The organism is Xanthomarina maritima, assembly GCF_008084905.1.
Lineage (GTDB): Bacteria > Bacteroidota > Bacteroidia > Flavobacteriales > Flavobacteriaceae > Xanthomarina > Xanthomarina maritima.
In genome coordinates, this window is sequence record NZ_VSFC01000049.1 from 46,846 (window position 1) to 64,607 (window position 17,762).

19 protein-coding genes, 1 tRNA gene and 1 pseudogene are annotated in these 17,762 nt (G+C 30.4%); 14 read left to right on the plus strand and 7 right to left on the minus strand.

From position 1 onward, the window contains the following. The first annotated feature begins 73 nt into the window (after positions 1 to 73). The 4 genes from FVF61_RS09020 (at position 74) to FVF61_RS09035 (ending at position 5,158) form a co-directional block, all read left to right on the plus strand. On the plus strand, positions 74 to 2,596 hold the full coding sequence (locus FVF61_RS09020; RefSeq protein ID WP_148455497.1) for a PIG-L family deacetylase: 2,523 nt from the start codon (positions 74 to 76) through the stop codon (positions 2,594 to 2,596). A gap of 115 nt (positions 2,597 to 2,711) precedes the next feature. Beyond that, positions 2,712 to 4,391 (plus strand): sodium:solute symporter, encoded by a 1,680-nt coding sequence (locus FVF61_RS09025; RefSeq protein WP_148455499.1) that lies wholly within the window; start codon positions 2,712 to 2,714, stop codon positions 4,389 to 4,391. A gap of 103 nt (positions 4,392 to 4,494) precedes the next feature. Further along, positions 4,495 to 4,968, plus strand: coding sequence for a hypothetical protein (locus tag FVF61_RS09030; protein WP_148455501.1), 474 nt, complete (start codon positions 4,495 to 4,497; stop codon positions 4,966 to 4,968). Beyond that, complete coding sequence (locus FVF61_RS09035) at positions 4,958 to 5,158, plus strand: helix-turn-helix transcriptional regulator (RefSeq protein ID WP_148455503.1); 201 nt, start codon at positions 4,958 to 4,960, stop codon at positions 5,156 to 5,158. The genes FVF61_RS09030 and FVF61_RS09035 overlap by 11 nt, the downstream gene beginning before the upstream one ends. A gap of 57 nt (positions 5,159 to 5,215) precedes the next feature. Here the strand turns inward: FVF61_RS09035 and FVF61_RS09040 are convergent, their stop codons facing one another. Both FVF61_RS09040 and FVF61_RS09045 read right to left on the minus strand, forming a co-directional pair. Next, entirely contained in the window at positions 5,216 to 6,061 is an 846-nt protein-coding gene (locus tag FVF61_RS09040; RefSeq protein WP_148455504.1) for a DUF2911 domain-containing protein, read from the minus strand. A gap of 102 nt (positions 6,062 to 6,163) precedes the next feature. Then, positions 6,164 to 6,598: a hypothetical protein gene (locus tag FVF61_RS09045; protein ID WP_148455506.1), complete on the minus strand. Its 435-nt coding sequence runs from the start codon at positions 6,596 to 6,598 to the stop codon at positions 6,164 to 6,166. A gap of 242 nt (positions 6,599 to 6,840) precedes the next feature. Between FVF61_RS09045 and FVF61_RS09050 the strand changes: the two genes are divergently transcribed. From FVF61_RS09050 to FVF61_RS09065, 4 genes and pseudogenes are all read left to right on the plus strand, one after another. Then, complete coding sequence (locus FVF61_RS09050; RefSeq protein WP_148455508.1) at positions 6,841 to 7,065, plus strand: hypothetical protein; 225 nt, start codon at positions 6,841 to 6,843, stop codon at positions 7,063 to 7,065. 3 nt (positions 7,066 to 7,068) lie between these two features. Beyond that, positions 7,069 to 7,523 (plus strand): annotated as a pseudogene (locus FVF61_RS09055) (hypothetical protein). A gap of 38 nt (positions 7,524 to 7,561) precedes the next feature. Beyond that, positions 7,562 to 7,738 (plus strand): Lacal_2735 family protein, encoded by a 177-nt coding sequence (locus FVF61_RS09060; protein WP_148455509.1) that lies wholly within the window; start codon positions 7,562 to 7,564, stop codon positions 7,736 to 7,738. Next, positions 7,735 to 9,039: a cryptochrome/photolyase family protein gene (locus tag FVF61_RS09065; RefSeq protein ID WP_148455511.1), complete on the plus strand. Its 1,305-nt coding sequence runs from the start codon at positions 7,735 to 7,737 to the stop codon at positions 9,037 to 9,039. Before FVF61_RS09060 ends, FVF61_RS09065 begins: the two co-directional genes overlap by 4 nt. Positions 9,040 to 9,044: 5 nt before the next feature. On the opposite strand, the gene murA is transcribed toward FVF61_RS09065, so the two are convergent. The 3 genes from murA to FVF61_RS09080 form a co-directional block, all read right to left on the minus strand. Next, positions 9,045 to 10,355 carry a UDP-N-acetylglucosamine 1-carboxyvinyltransferase gene (gene murA / locus FVF61_RS09070; RefSeq protein WP_148455513.1) on the minus strand — a complete coding sequence of 437 codons (1,311 nt, stop codon included), beginning with the start codon at positions 10,353 to 10,355 and terminating at the stop codon, positions 9,045 to 9,047. Between the two features lie 6 nt (positions 10,356 to 10,361). Further along, a complete protein-coding gene (locus FVF61_RS09075; RefSeq protein WP_148455515.1) occupies positions 10,362 to 11,015 on the minus strand; it encodes a DUF4290 domain-containing protein in 654 nt (217 codons plus the stop codon). A gap of 67 nt (positions 11,016 to 11,082) precedes the next feature. Next, complete coding sequence (locus tag FVF61_RS09080) at positions 11,083 to 11,376, minus strand: DUF493 family protein (RefSeq protein ID WP_148455517.1); 294 nt, start codon at positions 11,374 to 11,376, stop codon at positions 11,083 to 11,085. Between the two features lie 158 nt (positions 11,377 to 11,534). Between FVF61_RS09080 and FVF61_RS09085 the strand changes: the two genes are divergently transcribed. The 5 genes from FVF61_RS09085 to FVF61_RS09105 all read left to right on the plus strand — a co-directional run bounded on the left by FVF61_RS09085 (position 11,535) and on the right by FVF61_RS09105 (position 16,059). After that, the gene (locus tag FVF61_RS09085; RefSeq protein WP_148455519.1) at positions 11,535 to 12,071 is read left to right on the plus strand and encodes an AAA family ATPase; all 537 of its coding nucleotides are present in this window, start codon (positions 11,535 to 11,537) and stop codon (positions 12,069 to 12,071) included. A 5-nt stretch (positions 12,072 to 12,076) separates the two neighbouring features. Continuing rightward, entirely contained in the window at positions 12,077 to 13,981 is a 1,905-nt protein-coding gene (locus FVF61_RS09090) for a RecQ family ATP-dependent DNA helicase (protein ID WP_148455521.1), read from the plus strand. Beyond that, complete coding sequence (gene fmt / locus FVF61_RS09095) at positions 13,978 to 14,922, plus strand: methionyl-tRNA formyltransferase (RefSeq protein WP_148455523.1); 945 nt, start codon at positions 13,978 to 13,980, stop codon at positions 14,920 to 14,922. Before FVF61_RS09090 ends, fmt begins: the two co-directional genes overlap by 4 nt. A 192-nt stretch (positions 14,923 to 15,114) precedes the next feature. Beyond that, positions 15,115 to 15,387 (plus strand): HU family DNA-binding protein, encoded by a 273-nt coding sequence (locus FVF61_RS09100; protein WP_148455525.1) that lies wholly within the window; start codon positions 15,115 to 15,117, stop codon positions 15,385 to 15,387. 111 nt (positions 15,388 to 15,498) lie between these two features. Further along, positions 15,499 to 16,059, plus strand: coding sequence for a YqgE/AlgH family protein (locus FVF61_RS09105; RefSeq protein ID WP_148455526.1), 561 nt, complete (start codon positions 15,499 to 15,501; stop codon positions 16,057 to 16,059). On the opposite strand, the gene FVF61_RS09110 is transcribed toward FVF61_RS09105, so the two are convergent. After that, entirely contained in the window at positions 16,056 to 16,901 is an 846-nt protein-coding gene (locus FVF61_RS09110) for an aminotransferase class IV (RefSeq protein ID WP_148455528.1), read from the minus strand. The genes FVF61_RS09105 and FVF61_RS09110 overlap by 4 nt on opposite strands. Before the next feature lie 54 nt (positions 16,902 to 16,955). Then, the gene (locus FVF61_RS09115; protein ID WP_148455530.1) at positions 16,956 to 17,342 is read right to left on the minus strand and encodes an START-like domain-containing protein; all 387 of its coding nucleotides are present in this window, start codon (positions 17,340 to 17,342) and stop codon (positions 16,956 to 16,958) included. A gap of 213 nt (positions 17,343 to 17,555) precedes the next feature. Between FVF61_RS09115 and FVF61_RS09120 the strand changes: the two genes are divergently transcribed. After that, positions 17,556 to 17,629: transfer RNA gene (locus tag FVF61_RS09120), tRNA-Met, on the plus strand. Positions 17,630 to 17,762: the final 133 nt, after the last annotated feature.

The window sequence follows — 17,762 nt, forward strand, 5'->3', positions numbered from 1 at the left end:
AGTTAAAGAAACATTAAAACCAGCTACCTTGCTGGTTTTCTTTTTATATTTATTGCTTTATAAAAAACCAATTATGCAAAGATTATTACTAGCTGTAATTATAACCTTAAATTCTAGCTTACATATTTTCTCTCAAGCTCCAATAAAACCAAGTGCTTCTGAAATTTACGAATCCATAAAAAAATTAAATTTTTTAGGTTCCGTTTTATATGTGGCAGCACATCCAGACGACGAGAATACACGACTAATTTCATATATGTCTAATCAATTAAAAGCAAGAACAGCATATTTATCTTTAACACGTGGTGATGGTGGACAAAACCTAATTGGCCCGGAAATAAGAGAACTTCTTGGTGTAATTAGAACTCAAGAATTATTAACTGCTAGACAAATAGATGGTGGCGAACAACGTTTTACTCGTGCCAACGATTTTGGCTATTCCAAACATCCAGACGAAACTCTTGAAATATGGAATAAAGAAGAAGTATTAAGCGATGTGGTTTTGGCTATTCGTCAATTTCAACCAGACATTATTATTAACCGTTTTGACCATAGAAGTCCTGGAAGTACTCATGGACATCACACTAGTTCTGCCATGTTAAGTGTGGAGGCATTCGATATTTCTAATGATAAATCAAAATACGCAAAGCAATTAAATAACGCTAGCGTCTGGCAACCAAAACGTTTGTTTTTTAACACGTCTTGGTGGTTTTATGGTAGTCAGGAAAAATTTGACAATGCAGATAAAAGTAACTTATTAGAGTTTGATACTGGTGTTTTTTACCCTTCAAATGGACTTAGCAATACAGAAATTGCAGCATTAAGTAGATCTCAGCACAAATCTCAAGGTTTTGGAAATACTGGAACTCGAGGGCAACAAATGGAATATATTGAGCTAATAAAAGGAGACATGCCTAATGATGTATCCAATCTTTTCGAAGGTATTGACACCTCTTGGAATCGTGTTATTGGTGGCGAAGCTATTGGAGAAATTCTAAATCAAGTTGAACATAATTTCGACTTCAAAAATCCTTCTGGTTCAGTTTCTAAATTATTAGAAGCATATAAGTTAATCCAAAATTTAGAAGATACACATTGGAGGACTTATAAAACTGAAGAAATAAAAAATATTATATATGCATGTGCTGGGCTTTATCTAGAAGCAGCTTCAATAGTTAGTCAGGCAACTTCAGGAGAAACTGTTAAATTAAACATTGAAACGATAAACAGAAGTTCAATTCCTACAACTTTAGAAACTATAGAATGCAATAATACTTTAATTTCTAAACAAATAAAACTTACTAAAAATATTGGATTTGAGTTCCATGAAGTATTAAATATAGATAGTAACCAACAGCCAACAACACCTTATTGGTTGTCAGAAAAAGGCTCATTAGGTATGTATCATGTTTCAGATGAAAATTTAATTGGTGAGCCAGAAACACCAAGAGTATTCAATGTTACATTTTACTTAAATATTAAAAACACGCCTATTAATTATACTAAATCTATAATTTATAAAACTAACGATCCTGTTAAAGGTGAAGTTTATAAACCTTTTGAAATTATTCCAGAGGCTTCAGTTAAAATATCTGAAAAAGTCATCATTTTCGAGAATAGCAATTCAAAAGATATTCCAGTGATAGTTAGAGCTGGAAAAGATAATCTTGAAGGAATTGTAAGTTTAAGATATCCTGAAGGATGGCAAGTATTTCCTGAAAAGCAAGATATAAACATAGTAAATAAAGGTGAAGAACAAACTTTAATTTTTTCAGTAAAACCTCCAAATAATCAAAATGAAGGACTGTTGATTCCTGTAGCTAACATTCAAGGAAAAACCTATTCCAAAGAACTCATAGAAATCGATTATGAACATATACCGTATCAAACAGTGTTATTACCAAGTGAAAGTAAAATTGTTCGTTTAGATATTCAGAAAAAAGGAGAGTTTATTGGGTATATTGAAGGAGCTGGAGATGTTGTTCCAGAAAGTTTAGAACAAATAGGATATCAAGTTTCACGAATCACACCTGATAACATTTCACCAGAAGCATTAAGCAAATTTGATGCAATAGTTGTTGGAATTAGAGCTTATAACACTTTAGAAACTTTAAAATTTAAACAGCAGATATTGTTTGATTATGTTTCAAATGGAGGAAATATGATAGTACAGTATAATACAAGTCACCAATTAAAAGTGGATGATTTAGCTCCTTATAAATTAGAACTATCAAGAGATCGTGTTACAGATGAGTATGCTAAAGTTACATTTTTAGAGCCAAACCATCCAATTTTAAATTCGCCTAATAAAATCACATTACAAGATTTTGATGGTTGGACTCAAGAACGTGGTTTATATTTTCCAGATTCTTGGGGAAAAGAATTTGATCCAATTTTATCTATGCATGACAAAGGGGAATCAGCTAAAAAAGGAAGTTTATTAGTCGCAAAATATGGCAAAGGCTATTACATTTATACTGGATTAAGTTTCTTTAGAGAATTTCCAGAAGGTGTCGCTGGTGCTTATAGATTATTTGCAAATATGCTTTCCATTGGAAAAGAAAATACACCTACTAAAACGTCTTCAACCCATTAATATGTCTGAAAACAATCCACAAAAACAGCCTTGGCTTAAATTATATACCATAGTATTATTAGCAAACTTTGTTTACATCGTTTTGTTTTATTTAATCATGAAATCTTTTTAAGCTATGCAAACACTAGATTGGATTGTTTTAATAGGAACGCTAGTAACCATTGTTGGATATGGTACATGGAAAACAAGAGGAAGTAAAAACGTACAAGATTACGTTCGTGGTGGTAACGAATCGAAATGGTGGACCATAGGTTTATCTGTTATGGCAACACAAGCTAGTGCCATAACCTTTTTATCTACACCTGGACAAGCTTTTCATGATGGTATGGGCTTTGTGCAATTTTATTTTGGTGTTCCAATTGCCATGATTATTATCTGCATGATTTTCATTCCATTATATCATCGATTAAAAGTGTACACTGCTTATGAGTTTCTTGAAAATCGTTTTGATTTAAAAACAAGAAGCTTAACTGCTATATTGTTTTTAATACAACGTGGTTTAGCTGCTGGAATTACTATTTATGCTCCAGCGATTATACTTTCGGCAGTTTTAGGATGGAATCTGACATACTTAAATATTGCCATTGGAATTTTAGTTATTATTTATACAGTTTCTGGTGGCACAAAAGCTGTTAGCATGACTCAAAAACACCAGATGGCTGTAATTTTCACTGGAATGTTTATAGCATTCTTTTTAATAATTAGTTATCTACCAGCAGATATTACGTTTACAAAAGCTTTAGAAATTGCTGGTGCAAGTGGCAAAATGGATGTTTTAGATTTCTCGTTTAATCTAGAAAACAGATATACTGTTTGGAGTGGTTTAATTGGTGGTACTTTTTTAGCTCTCTCTTATTTTGGTACAGATCAAAGTCAGGTTCAAAGATACCTATCTGGGAAATCGGTTAAAGAAATGCAAATGGGACTTATTTTTAATGGTCTTTTAAAAGTACCAATGCAATTTTTCATTCTTCTAGTTGGTGTTATGGTATTTGTATTTTATCAATTTAACACCTCTCCAATTAACTTCAATCCAGCTGCAGAAAAAGTTGTATTGAATTCGACTTACACAAATGATTATAAAGCAATTCAGGATAAACAAGCTATAATTTTTAATGAAAAACAAGACTTAATAAATGAATATGTTGCTACTGGAGATGAAAATTATGCTGAAGCAATAGCATTAGCAAATAAAGCTGATAAGGAAAATAGAGAAGCAGCAAAATTACTAATAAATAAAGCTTCTGAAGAAACCCTTATTTCTGTAGAAACAAACGATAAAGATTATGTATTTATTCATTTTATATTAAACAATTTACCTCGAGGATTAGTTGGATTACTATTAGCTGTTATTTTAAGTGCTGCCATGTCTAGTACTGCTAGCGAACTTAACGCATTGGCATCTACTACTGCTTTAGATTTATATAAACGTAATTATGCTAGAAAAGAAACAGAAGAACATTATGTAAAGGCTACTAAATGGTTCACTTTAAGCTGGGGGATTTTAGCTATAATTATTGCATGTATTGCATATTTAGCTGATAATTTAATCCAATTGGTAAATATTATTGGGTCTATTTTTTATGGAAATGTTCTAGGTATATTCTTGCTTGCTTTTTTCTTTAAATATGTTCGTGGGAATGCTGTATTTTTTGCTGCTATTATTACGCAACTAATCGTTATTATTGGCTGGTGGTTTGATTGGATGCCATATTTATGGCTTAATTTATTTGGATGTATTCTAGTAATTCTAATTGCATTTATGCTTCAAAAGTTGAATTCTAAATCTTCATGAATTAGCTTTTAAAGTCATGTATTTTTAACAAAAAGAATTTTTTACTTGTCTATATGTAAAGTATTCTTTACTTTTGATTTATCAATATATAAATCTAAGAGTTATGAAGACACCTTATTTATTACCATACAAGTATAAGCCTATAGGATGGCTGCTCTTTGTTTTAGGGATTATTTTTGGAATCTTCCTTATTACTAAAGATTATGACATTGATTTTCTTAATGTTCATGTGCTTTCTATTTTTAATGAAAGTCTTCTAGGTAAAAATCCTTTAAATTTTTTTCAAATTATAGACAATGATATATCAGATGAAATAGCCTCAATAGCAATAATATTAGGAGGGTTAATTTTAGGCTTTTCAAAAGAAAAAATTGAAGATGAGTATGTTTATAAGCTTAGAAAAGACTCGCTTGTTTGGGCTATAATATTTAATTATATCGTCTTACTAATAGCTATTATTTTTGTTTATGATTTGACCTTCTTTCATGTATTAGTATTTAACATGTTTACGCCACTCTTCTTTTATATAATTCGTTTTAATTTCTTAAAACTTAAATCTAACAGCCATGACGAATAATTTAAAGGTAGAGCGTGCCATTCATAATATGACTCAAGCAGATTTAGCATTAAAAATTGGAGTGAGTAGGCAATCTATTAACGCTATGGAAAAAAACAAATATGTTCCTTCAACAGTTTTAGCATTAAAAGTTGCCAAACTATTTAATAAACCTGTTGAAGATATTTTCTTTCTTGAAGAAACCGATTAAATAAAAAAGCCTCTCAACTGATTTGAGAGGCTTTTTAAAATTAAAATTTTCTAATTATTAATTAGACCATTCTTTTATTGAATCCATATTCATTTTTACATAATCTTCATTACCTGCTTCTTTTGCTGCAGCTAAAGATTTTTCTGCTATTGCAATAGCTCCTTTAGTATCTCCAGTTTTAGCATATATTAAAGACTGTTGTCTTAATTGCCAGAAAGCTGGTTTTTCAGACATGCTTATTGCTTTATCAATCCATTCTTTAGCTTGTTTGATATCTTTTCCTTCTTGAAAATAGTATACTGCAGCAGCGTAATAATCATTAGCTTTTGGAGTTCCATTTAAAGCTTCATTTATAGATGCTAGAACAATTTCATCTGTAGGAACAGAAAAAGGAACTGCTACATAAGTTTTTTCCCAAATAATCTCTAAAGCAGCACTTGTATTGGTAATCTGGTTTATATCAATTGTAAATGTTTCAACGTTAAAAGGTATTTCATGTACATCTGCATTGACTATAGCAGCAATGTTTTTATCTGACCACTCTTCAGGTAATCCCCAATTTTCAGTTTCTGAGTAAAATATTATTTCCCATACTTCTTTTCCAGGAATAGCATAAATAGCATAAGATCCAGCTTTTACTAATTGGTCTAAAATAGTTACATTATCACTAAAAGTAACAATGGTGTTTTTATTTGCACCTGTTCTCCATTTTTTACCAAAAGGCACTAAATCTCCAAATATTGTACGTCCTTTAACTCCTGGTCTAGAATACTCTAAAGTGACATCTGTTAAACCAACCTTTTGTTCTACTTTACTAAGAGGACTTGGTTGTGGTGTTACAACTTGTGCATTCAAATTGAATGACAAAGCAACTACTGCAATACATAGTAATATTTTTTTCATTTGTATTATAATTTTATGTTAGTGTTAATTAATAAGTAAAGATACGCATAGATTGATTTTTAATCTGTTAAAAAACAATTAAAATCAATCACTAGAATGTTTCTAATTTTCGTCCTCCCAACCATATTTATGGTAGATACTTCTAACAATTTCATTGAAATTCTCTAAGTGATTAATGTATTGTTCAGTTGTTAAAATTTGCTTTAATTCAGCATTCATTTTATCGACAATAGCATCAAACTTTACATGAATTTCATCTATGGAATAGTCTTTATCTTTATCATTTAAACGACTCATTTCAAAAATATTAGAATATACAATGGTATCGTATTCCTCCCTTTTGTCATTAGATAAATGCATTTCATTAACTCGTTCATAAAACCATTGTTCAATATTTGCTCTTTCTTGGACAGTATAAACTGTATCTACCTTTGCTGCTTGTCTTCTTATTTCTCTTTCAGAATTTAAATCTTGAGAGAAGGCTGAACTCATAGAAAATAAAAAAGTTACTATAAATAGGGCTTGAATTTTTTTCATTGTTTTAATATTTAAGATTCAAATATACAATTTTATAAAAAATGTATGAGATAAATGTTGAGATAATAATTTTAACATTATAGCAATTTAAATACTTGAAAATTATAATATTATTCATAATTAAAAATTTATATTAACAGTCTAATTTTATTAATATCAAACAACAAAATATTGTCCAACTTATTTTGCTTATTATCAGGCAGTTATTATGTTTGCATAATATCAAAAAAATATTTTAAATTATGAAACTAATAAACAAGGCCTTAGAATTTGAAAAAACAAGTTTAAAATCCTTATCTACAAGCGATAGAATTGAAATTTCCAGAGAAGCCAAATCGCTTATCCTAGAATTAAATGAAATTTATAAAAATGACAAAGACGAAAAAATCATGGAGATTATGAAGCGTCTTACTGCTATGAAACAAAAGGTTGAAAAACGATTAAAAGGTAGACCTATAGTAGCATAACACATGAAAACTTACATAATAATTGGTGGTAGTAAAGGTCTTGGATATGCCATTTTAAATAGCTTAATTAATAAAAATAAGGTTATTAATTTTAGTAGAACCAAGCCAGAAATTACGCACAATAATCTAACACATTATTCCTGTAATGTTATAATAGACAAACTGCCAGAAATAGAAAAAGCAGATAGATTGGTATATTGTCAAGGCAGCATCAACTTAAAACCTATTTCACGTTTAAGCATCGATGAATTTAAAAACGATTTCGAAATAAATGTCTTGGGAGCAATAAAATGCATTCAAACTTATTTACCGGTTTAGCTTCAAAATTATTGCGAAATGATAAAATGATTGAAAACATTACAGAACGTCATCCATTAAAAAAAATCTTAAACGCAGAAGAAGTTGCAGAAATGGCAACATTTTTACTTTCTGAAAAAACAACCTCTATCTCAGGTTAAATTTTAAAATTGGATTGTGGCATTGTAAGTTATAAAATATGTTCGGATTATTTAAAAAAAAGTCAGAAGTTGATAAACTTCAAAAGAAATATGAAAAATTAATGAAAAAGTGGCATGCTTTATCAACTATAAATAGATCTGAAAGTGATAAAAAATATGCTGAAGCCGAAGAACTTCATAAACAAATTGAACTGCTTCAAAAGCAATCATTATGAATCGAAAACTAAATATCTTTTGGTTTCGAAGAGATTTACGTTTAGACGATAATGTTGGGTTATATCATGCCTTAAAAGGAAATCATCCTATTCTACTCATCTTTATTTTCGATACTGACATATTAGACGAGCTTCCTAAAAATGATGCTCGTGTCAATTTCATTTATAAAACAATTCAAAAAATAAAAAACACACTAAAAACAAATCATAAAAGTGATATTGCTTTATATAATGAAAAACCCATTGAGGTTTTTAAAAAACTAATATCTGAATACCAAATTGAAACTGTATTCACTAATCATGATTATGAACCATACGCTAAAGAAAGAGATTTAGAAATAAAAGCACTCTTATCAACATATAAAATTGAATTTAAAACTTATAAAGATCAAGTTATCTTTGAGAAAGACGAAGTTGTAAAAAACGACGGCAAACCCTATTTGGTTTATACTCCTTATATGAAAGCTTGGAAAGCTAAATTTATAACTGAAGGGTTAAATACCTATAGTACAAAAAGCCAACTTTCAAATTTATTTTACATTCAAAATGCTCCAACTATTTCTCTTGAAGATCTAGGCTTTAAACCTTCAACCCAAAGAATATCAAAATTTAACATTGATACTAAATTAATACAAACCTATGAAGCTACACGAAACTTTCCTGCTAAAGACAATACATCCAGATTAGGACCACATTTAAGATTTGGTACTGTTAGCATTAGACAAATAGTAAAAAAGGCTATTGCAGAGACTAATGAAGTTTTCTTGCAAGAACTTATTTGGAGGGAATTTTTTATGCAAATATTATGGCATTTTCCTGAAACTTTACACAAAAGTTTCAAACCTAAATACGACAACATTAAATGGAGAAACAACGACAAAGAATTTGAACTTTGGAGTCAAGGTAAAACAGGATATCCATTAGTAGATGCTGGGATGAGACAATTAAACCAAACCGGTTTTATGCACAATCGAGTAAGAATGCTTGTAGGAAGTTTTTTATGCAAACACCTTTTAATTGATTGGCGTTGGGGAGAAGCTTATTTTGCCAAAAAACTCCATGATTACGAAATGTCAAGTAATATAGGAAATTGGCAATGGGTTGCAGGCTGTGGTGTAGATGCTGCACCTTATTTCAGAATATTTAACCCAACAACTCAGTTAGAAAAATTCGATAAAAACTTAAAATATATTTCCAAATGGGTTCCAGAATTTCAAGAACTCACGTATGCAAGTCCAATAGTTGATCATAAAGATGCTCGGGAACGTTGTTTAAAAGTATATAAAGAAGCTTTAAATTAAATCGGTTAATCCAATCTTTCAATCTTAGCTCCTATTGCTCTTAATCGCGTGTCAATGTTTTCATAACCTCTATCTATTTGCTCGATATTATGAATGATTGAAGTTCCTTTAGCAGATAAGGCAGCTATCAATAAAGACACACCTGCTCTAATATCTGGAGAAGTCATTGTAGTTGCTTTTAACTGAGATTTAAAATCATGACCAATTACGGTTGCTCTATGTGGATCGCAAAGAATAATTTTCGCTCCCATATCAATTAATTTATCCACAAAGAATAAACGGCTCTCAAACATTTTCTGATGAACTAAAACACTTCCTCTTGCCTGAGTTGCGACAACTAAAATAATACTTAACAAATCTGGAGTAAAACCTGGCCAAGGTGCATCAGAAATGGTTAAAATAGAACCATCTATATAGTTTTGAATTTCATATCCATTTGTATGAGCTGGAATATGAATATCATCTCCTTGTTTTTCAACGGTTATTCCTAATTTTCTAAATACATTAGGTATTTGCCCTAAATCGTCCCAACTAACATTAGTAATAGTCAACTCACTTTTTGTCATAGCAGCCAGACCTATCCAACTACCTATTTCAATCATGTCTGGAAGCATTCTATGTTCTGTTCCTCCAAGAGCATCAACGCCTTCAATAATTAACATGTTAGAACCAATACCAGATATTTTTGCTCCCATTCGGTTAAGCATCTTACATAATTGTTGTAAATATGGTTCGCATGCAGCATTATAAATGGTTGTTGTTCCTTCGGCTAAAACTGCAGCCATTACAATATTAGCTGTTCCAGTTACCGAAGCTTCATCTAGAAGCATATAGGTTCCTTTTAATTTTTTAGCTTCAACACCATAAAAGTAATCTTCTCTATTGTATCTAAATTTAGCTCCTAAATTAATAAAGCCTTCAAAATGTGTATCTAGTCTTCTTCTTCCAATCTTATCTCCTCCTGGCTTAGGAATATACCCTTTGCCAAAACGTGCTAATAGAGGACCAACAATCATAATTGAGCCTCTTAAGCCTCTACCGTCTTCTTTAAATTCGGCAGATTCTAAATACTTTAAATTAACGTGTTCTGCTTTAAAAGTGTAGGAACCTGTCCCAATTTTATTTACTTGTACTCCTAACTTCTTTAATAGTTCTATTAATTTATTAACATCAACTATGTCTGGAATGTTGTTTATGGTAACTTGTTCTGGAGTTAATAAAACAGCACATAAAATTTGAAGTGCTTCGTTTTTTGCTCCTTGAGGTTGGATTTTTCCTTTTAACTGATGACCTCCTTCAATTTTAAAAATTCCCATAAGCTATTAATAACGTTTTCTTTGTCTGTTAGAATGACTTCCTCCTTTTTTATGGTGAGACTTTTTAGTATTTGAAGAATATTTTTTCTTAGATCTCATTAAGCTAGTTGCATCTGTTAAATCTTCATCTGCTTTCTTTAAATTTATTTTACCACCAGACAATTCGTATAAGTGTTCAAAAATTACATCATCTTCTACTGTGTCTTTATTCCAATTTAAAAAACACTTTTTCATGTGATTCGCAATGGTATAGACTAAAGCTTCTTTCATGTCACCATCTTCCCAAGTACAAGCCACATCAATCATGGTTTTAATATTGTTTCCGTAGAATCTATATTTTGGATGGTTTTGAGGATATTTTAAGGCTTCAGGTCTAGCATAAAGTTCTTCGCGAGAAGGCTTTTCGTATGGCGAATCTACATCTAAATCGAAATCTGCCATAATAAATAATTGATCCCAGAGTTTATGTTGAAAATCTGGCACATCCCTTAAATGTGGCTGTAAATTTCCCATTACTGAAATAATGGCTTTAGCGACTTTGTTTCGCTCTTCTTTTGTGTCTTGTGATTTAGCGTAATTAATCATTTTCTGCATATGTCTGCCATACTCAGGAATAATTAAATGCTCACGTTCTGTGTTGTATTCTAAATTATCTATCAAAATAAAATGTGTAGAGTTATAATTTATGCATGAAGTTAATTATGCTTGCGCAAAATACAAAAAAAAACTAAAGACTAATAACACCTTCTACTTTTTCTGACACTTCAATATACTTTTCTATAACTTGCTCTGGGTTTTTCATTTTTACACTTATAGAAATACTAATATAATTTCCATTTTTAGATTCTGTTGTGTTAATTACAGCTCCTAAATTATTAAAAATAGTCTCAACTTCTTCGACTTTATTTGAGCCTGATTTTACTATAAACTTGTATAAATACTCGGTTGGCCACAAAGACGTGTCATATAATTGGGTTTTTAATTTATCATAAAATTCTTTCGTTTTTTTTTCTGAATCCATAGACTATATTTTTAAATACTAATAATGTTTTAATGTTTGATTTATATAATACAATTTAAGTTTTTACACTTAAATATTTGAAATACAAAGATACTATTTCCTATGCATTTTTTATTTCTGAATTAAATTCCGAATTTTACAGCTAAAATCTTGCCAATTTGAGCTCAAAAAAAATAGTTATTACTGGAGGACCAGGAACTGGTAAAACATCTTTAATAAACGAATTAATTAAAAGAAATTATATTTGCCTTGAAGAAATTTCAAGACAAGTTATTTTAGATGCCAGAAAAGATGGGATTGAACAACTATTCTTAACCAACCCCTTGTTGTTTAGTGAACGCTTATTAAAACGTAGAATTGAACAATATTACGAAGCCAAAATAGCTGAAAGTTCTTTAGTGTTTATAGATAGAGGTGTTCCAGATGTTTTGGCGTATATGGATTATGCTGAAGAAAATTATCCTAAAACTTTTGAAAAAGCATGCCATACATGCAGATACGACCAAGTATATGTACTAGCTCCTTGGCAAGATATTTTTATAAGTGATAATGAACGCTATGAAAACTTTGACCAAGCTATAAAAATTCATGATCAATTACTTAACACCTATAATAAATACGATTATAATTTAATAGATATTCCATTTGATACCATTGAAAATAGAGTGGATTTTTTACTTGACACTTTAATTTAGCTGTCATGCAGCATCCCATAAACATATTAGAACGTTATTGGAATTTCACTTCCTTTAGACCACTTCAAGAGGATATTATTGAGGCTGTTTTAGAAGGTGAAGATGTCTTTGCATTATTACCAACTGGAGGAGGAAAATCGTTATGCTTTCAAATTCCTGCTTTGGCTAAAGATGGGATTTGTATTGTGGTTTCACCATTGATTGCTTTAATGAAAGATCAGGTAGCTGCCTTAAAAATCAAAGGCATTAAAGCATTAAGCATCACTAGTGGTATTTCATCCAGTGAATTAGATACGCTTTTAGACAATTGTATTTACGGGAAATACAAATTTCTTTACCTCTCTCCAGAACGACTTCAACAAGAATTAGTTCAAGATAGGATAAAGCAAATGAACGTGAATCTTATTGCTGTAGATGAAGCTCATTGTATTTCTCAATGGGGAAACGATTTTAGACCTGCTTATAAAAACATTCAAATATTGAGGCAAATACAACCAAGTGTCAATTGTATTGCTTTAACGGCTTCGGCTATTCCTGAAGTTGTAACTGATATTGTTGAAGAACTGGATTTTATTCAACCAAAAATATTCAAACAGTCTTTTGAGCGTTCTAATTTGGCTTATATGACTTTTGATGAAGATGATAAGCATTTTAGATTAGAAAGCATTTTAAAAAAATACTCACAATCTTCTATTATTTATGTAAGAAGTAGAAGGTTGACTTTAGAGATTGCTGATTTTTTAAATAAAAAAGGCATCTCTGCTACAACTTATCATGGTGGTTTATCCAATAAATTTAAAGAGGCCAACCAGACCGAATGGATTAACAATCAGAAACAGGTTATGGTTGCTACCAATGCTTTTGGTATGGGAATTGATAAACCAGAAGTTAAAACAGTTATTCACTTAAATTTACCTGAGAGTATAGAAAGTTATTTTCAGGAAGCTGGAAGAGCTGGTAGAAATGGAGATAAGGCTTTTGCTATTATTTTAAAAAATAAAAGTGATGTGCTCCTGGTTAAAAATCAGTTTTTAAATGTGCTTCCAACTGTAAATGATGTGAAGCATATTTACAGAAAATTAAGTAATTATTTTCAGATTTCTTATGGCGAAGGTCAAAACATTCTGTTCGATTTTAATTTTAATCTATTTTGTAAAACCTACCAGTTAAACAGTTTGTTAACCTATAATACAATTCAGTTATTAGATAGAACTAGTATTATTAGCCTTTCTAAACAATTTAACAAACGAACTAGTTTGCAATTTATAGTTAGCAACAACAGGTTGTTTTCATATTTAGAAACACATTCTGATATAAATATTATCGTAAAATCTATTTTAAGAACTTACGGTGGTATTTTTGAACACGATATAAAAATAAATTCTGTTCTTGTTTCAGAAAAAGCAAATGTTACAGAAGCTCGAGTTTTTTCAGCATTAAAGCAATTAGAAAAAGATGGGATTATATCCTTAAATTTATCGACAACAGATTCTGAAATAACCTTTTTACAACCTAGAGAAGACGATAAGGCCATAAACAGAATTTCTCATTATATAGAACAACAAAACGAATTAAAATACAAACAGGTGCATGCTGTAATACGCTATATTGAAAATAATAGTATTTGTAAAAGTGTGCAACTACTCTCCTATTTTGGAGAAACAGATGTAACAGATTGTGGGATTTGCTCGGTTTGTATAACTAAAAAACCAAAACCTAATAGTAAAGACCTTGACATTATTAAAAAGGAAATCTTAATTGCATTAGATAAAACAGATTTAAGCTCTAGAGAACTAGTTAGCTTTATAGAATGTTCAGAAAAAGAGATTCATTCAGCTATTAAATTACTTTTAGAACATGAATTAATAAAGATTACCGACAGAAACACTTATAAATTAAATAAGTCATGAAAGATTTAAGAATTGTATTTATGGGAACTCCAGATTTTGCTGTTTCCATTTTAAAAACTTTGGTTGAAAACCATTATCAAATAGTAGGTGTTATAACAGCTCCAGATAAACCAGCTGGAAGAGGCAGAAAACTCAATGAAAGTGCTGTTAAAGTGTATGCCAAGTCTCAAGGCTTGCATGTTATGCAGCCTACAAATTTAAAAAACGAAGACTTTGTAAATGAACTGAGAAATCTTCGAGCTAATTTACAGATAGTTGTTGCTTTTAGAATGTTACCACAAGTGGTATGGCAACTGCCAGAATATGGCACCTTTAATTTACATGCTTCTTCATTACCAGATTATAGAGGTGCAGCACCAATTAATTGGGCCATTATTAATGGGGAAACAAAAACAGGAGTTACCACCTTTTTTATTGATGAAAAAATAGATACTGGAGAAATTATACTTCAAAGCACAGTTGATATAGATCCAAAAGAAGATGCAGGAAGCTTACACGATAAGCTTATGTATGCTGGAAGTGAATTGGTTTTAGAAACCGTAAAGCTTATTGAAACCAATCAGGTTCATACAACTGTACAGCCAAAAGAAGAAACTAAAACTGCTTATAAATTAGACAGAAACAATTGTAAAATAGATTGGAATGACAGCTTAGAACAAATCTATAACAAAATTAGAGGGCTAAGTCCATATCCAGCAGCATGGAGTTATTTACAAAATGGAGATGACCAATTAGAAGTAAAAATATATGAAACAACCATAGAAAAAGAATTGCATCATTTTCCAATAGGACATCTAATTACAACTAAGAAAGAACTTAAAGTTGCAGTAACAAATGGTTTTATAAATATTAAAGAATTAAAACTACCAGGAAAGCGAAAAATGGATAGCAAATCGCTTTTAAATGGCTATTCTTTTCATGAATTAGCAAAAATGCTCTAAAGCCTTATTCTTATTGATATTATAAAAAAATCGATAAAATGCATAACCTTTATTAACAAATGCCATAAGTTATTAACAATCTAGTGTATTTCCCTTGCTATTACTTGCATGGTTAAAGAATCCGTATAAATTTGTAAAGGATTTAACAAAAAATGTTTAACCAACAATTTATTAATAATTAAAATTTAAATTATGAACAAATCAGATTTAATCGATGCTATGGCAGAACACGCAGGAATTACTAAAGCAGCTGCAAAAAAGGCTTTAGAATGTGCGTTAATTGAAATTGAAGGAGCTTTACAAAAAGGTAACAGAGTTTCTTTAGTTGGATTTGGATCTTGGTCAGTTTCTAAAAGAGCTGCAAGAGAAGGAAGAAACCCTCAAACAGGAAAGACTATAAAAATTAAAGCTAAAAACGTAGTTAAGTTTAAAGCAGGTTCGGATTTATCGAGTGCTGTAAACTAGTTTTTAACTTTTTTATATCCTAAAAGCCTTCATTACCTGAAGGCTTTTTTTGTATATACAATTTGTATTTATAAAAAAAAATCTTACATTTAATTACTAATCCTCAATCATATGATAACAATACAGCCCAAAAAAGGTGATTTGTTAATCGCAGAACCCTCTATTATTGGAGATGTATCATTTAATCGCTCTATTGTTTTGTTAGCAGATCATACAGAAGAAGGTTCTATAGGGTTCATTCTTAACAAACCTTTAGACTATACTATTCAAGACCTTATACCTGAGGTTAAAGCCAAATTTAAAATCTATAATGGTGGTCCAGTAGAACAAGATAATTTATATTTTATACATAAAGTACCAGAATTAATTCCTAATAGTATTGAAATATCTTTAGGTATTTATTGGGGAGGAGATTTTGATAGAGTTGCCGAACTTATAGCAAATAATGAGTTAAGTGAGGATAACATCCGATTTTTTCTAGGATATTCTGGCTGGGACTCTAACCAATTAAATGAAGAATTAAAAACTAATTCCTGGGTAGTTACCGAAAACATTTATAAAAAATCTATTATTGAAAAAGACTACCAATCCTTTTGGAAAGAAAAAATGGTTGAATTAGGTGGAGAATACAGTATCTGGTCTAATGCTCCAGAAGATCCAAGTTCCAATTAATTAGCTAATCTTATTTTTACATTTAATTTCTGTAGCAGTGCTTTAGAAACTTCCGTTTTAAAACTCTTCTTTCTATATTGTGTAATAGGTTGTAATCCTACTATTACATTTGTTATAAATAATTCATCTGCTTTTTGAAGCTCGAAAGGAGATATAGATGCTTCTTCGATACGATAATCAGGGAGTTGTTTAACTAATTCAATAATTTGTTTTCGCATGATCCCTTTTAAACAACCATCTGTTAATGGAGGCGTTTTAATAACTTGGTCTTTAACTAAAAATAGATTTCCGTTTAAGGCCTCTACAACTTGTTTGTTTGTATTTAAAATAAGAGCATTCTGTAACTTATTTTCTTGTGCATAAATACTTCCAACTACATGAAGTGCTTTATTGTTAGTTTTAAGAGTAGATAATAAACTTGGAGATACATAATAATCTTTAAATAAATCTACTTGATAAGTGGCATCATTTAACAAGTAAAAATCTGATTCTATTGGTTTTACAGTAATTAAATAATCTATGTTGTTTGTATCCGGTAAATACAAGCCACCTTCTTCTCTATTAACAAACAATTTAACTCTTACAGAACTATCTAATAGGCTTTTATACGATATTAATTCGAGTATTTGTTCTTGTAAAAACTCCATTGTAAAATTCATAGGAATCTCCATTCTAAGTATACGCATAGAAGCCATTAATCTAAAATAATGAGCTTCCCAAAAGAGTAATTTTCCATGAGATACTTTGATGGTTTCAAACAGGGCATCTCCATAATTTAGACCTCTATTATTAATAGAAATTACTTGCTTTTCTTCAACTATATTACCGTTAAAATTGATCATAAAAAATCCCGAAATAAATTCGGGACAAATATAAGTTAATAAAGTAGAAAAATTCTATGCAGAACCTAATACCTGTTTTAAATCTGAGATCTGATTCTCCCACAGCATTTTAGCCTCTTCTAGTTCGTCTTCCTCTGTGAAATCTGTAACAATAATGCTTACGTCTTTAGTAATTTCATCTACTTGAATTTTTAATTCAAAAAAATAAGCAGGCTCTTCGTCTGCAAGCCATTTAAATTTGATACGTTCGCCACTCTTTTTACTTACTAGTTTAGCTTGTTCTTCAACACCATCCCAAATGAATTTAAAAAGTTCACCACGAGAATTTACATTTTCGGCAAACCACTCTGATAAACCAGAAGGTGTAGATATATATTGATAAAGCAATTGAGGTGAAGCGTGAATGGGAAACTCCATTTCAAATTTTATTTTTTCGTCCATTATATAATTTATGTTTACAGCGCTCAATATATACATTAATTAATAAGTTTTAAAACTATTTTAAAAAATAATTAATACAAATTTATGTTTGCTCTCTTTAAATTTGTTTCTATATTTGCAGCCGTTAAAAAGGAGAGTTCGATGTATTTAGAATGACTTATTTTTAACTTACAGAGAATTTAATTGAAAACTCTATAAATAATTCAATTATAAGGCGAGGTAGCTCAGTTGGTTAGAGCGTTGGATTCATAACCCAGAGGTCCCGAGTTCAAATCTCGGTCTCGCTACAGCAGCAAAAGTCTTGCACGAAAGTGCAGGGCTTTTTTTATGGCTTGAACTCGTGCTCGCACGTAAGTGAAGAGACATAAAAAAAGGCTGGAACGCGATAGCGTTTGGACTTTTGCTATTGTCATGGCGACT

What these genes read in the sequence shown, in the direction of transcription:
- FVF61_RS09100 (WP_148455525.1), top strand. Translation starts at nt 15,115, where the DNA reads ATGAACAAATCAGATTTAATCGATGCTATGGCAGAACACGCAGGAATT.
- FVF61_RS09035 (WP_148455503.1), top strand. Translation starts at nt 4,958, where the DNA reads ATGACGAATAATTTAAAGGTAGAGCGTGCCATTCATAATATGACTCAA.
- FVF61_RS09080 (WP_148455517.1), bottom strand. Translation starts at nt 11,376, where the DNA reads ATGGATTCAGAAAAAAAAACGAAAGAATTTTATGATAAATTAAAAACC.
- FVF61_RS09115 (WP_148455530.1), bottom strand. Translation starts at nt 17,342, where the DNA reads ATGGACGAAAAAATAAAATTTGAAATGGAGTTTCCCATTCACGCTTCA.
- FVF61_RS09090 (WP_148455521.1), top strand. Translation starts at nt 12,077, where the DNA reads ATGCAGCATCCCATAAACATATTAGAACGTTATTGGAATTTCACTTCC.
- FVF61_RS09020 (WP_148455497.1), top strand. Translation starts at nt 74, where the DNA reads ATGCAAAGATTATTACTAGCTGTAATTATAACCTTAAATTCTAGCTTA.
- FVF61_RS09030 (WP_148455501.1), top strand. Translation starts at nt 4,495, where the DNA reads ATGAAGACACCTTATTTATTACCATACAAGTATAAGCCTATAGGATGG.
- FVF61_RS09105 (WP_148455526.1), top strand. Translation starts at nt 15,499, where the DNA reads ATGATAACAATACAGCCCAAAAAAGGTGATTTGTTAATCGCAGAACCC.
- murA (WP_148455513.1), bottom strand. Translation starts at nt 10,355, where the DNA reads ATGGGAATTTTTAAAATTGAAGGAGGTCATCAGTTAAAAGGAAAAATC.
- FVF61_RS09040 (WP_148455504.1), bottom strand. Translation starts at nt 6,061, where the DNA reads ATGAAAAAAATATTACTATGTATTGCAGTAGTTGCTTTGTCATTCAAT.
- FVF61_RS09065 (WP_148455511.1), top strand. Translation starts at nt 7,735, where the DNA reads ATGAATCGAAAACTAAATATCTTTTGGTTTCGAAGAGATTTACGTTTA.
- FVF61_RS09060 (WP_148455509.1), top strand. Translation starts at nt 7,562, where the DNA reads ATGTTCGGATTATTTAAAAAAAAGTCAGAAGTTGATAAACTTCAAAAG.
- FVF61_RS09110 (WP_148455528.1), bottom strand. Translation starts at nt 16,901, where the DNA reads ATGATCAATTTTAACGGTAATATAGTTGAAGAAAAGCAAGTAATTTCT.
- FVF61_RS09050 (WP_148455508.1), top strand. Translation starts at nt 6,841, where the DNA reads ATGAAACTAATAAACAAGGCCTTAGAATTTGAAAAAACAAGTTTAAAA.
- FVF61_RS09045 (WP_148455506.1), bottom strand. Translation starts at nt 6,598, where the DNA reads ATGAAAAAAATTCAAGCCCTATTTATAGTAACTTTTTTATTTTCTATG.
- FVF61_RS09025 (WP_148455499.1), top strand. Translation starts at nt 2,712, where the DNA reads ATGCAAACACTAGATTGGATTGTTTTAATAGGAACGCTAGTAACCATT.
- fmt (WP_148455523.1), top strand. Translation starts at nt 13,978, where the DNA reads ATGAAAGATTTAAGAATTGTATTTATGGGAACTCCAGATTTTGCTGTT.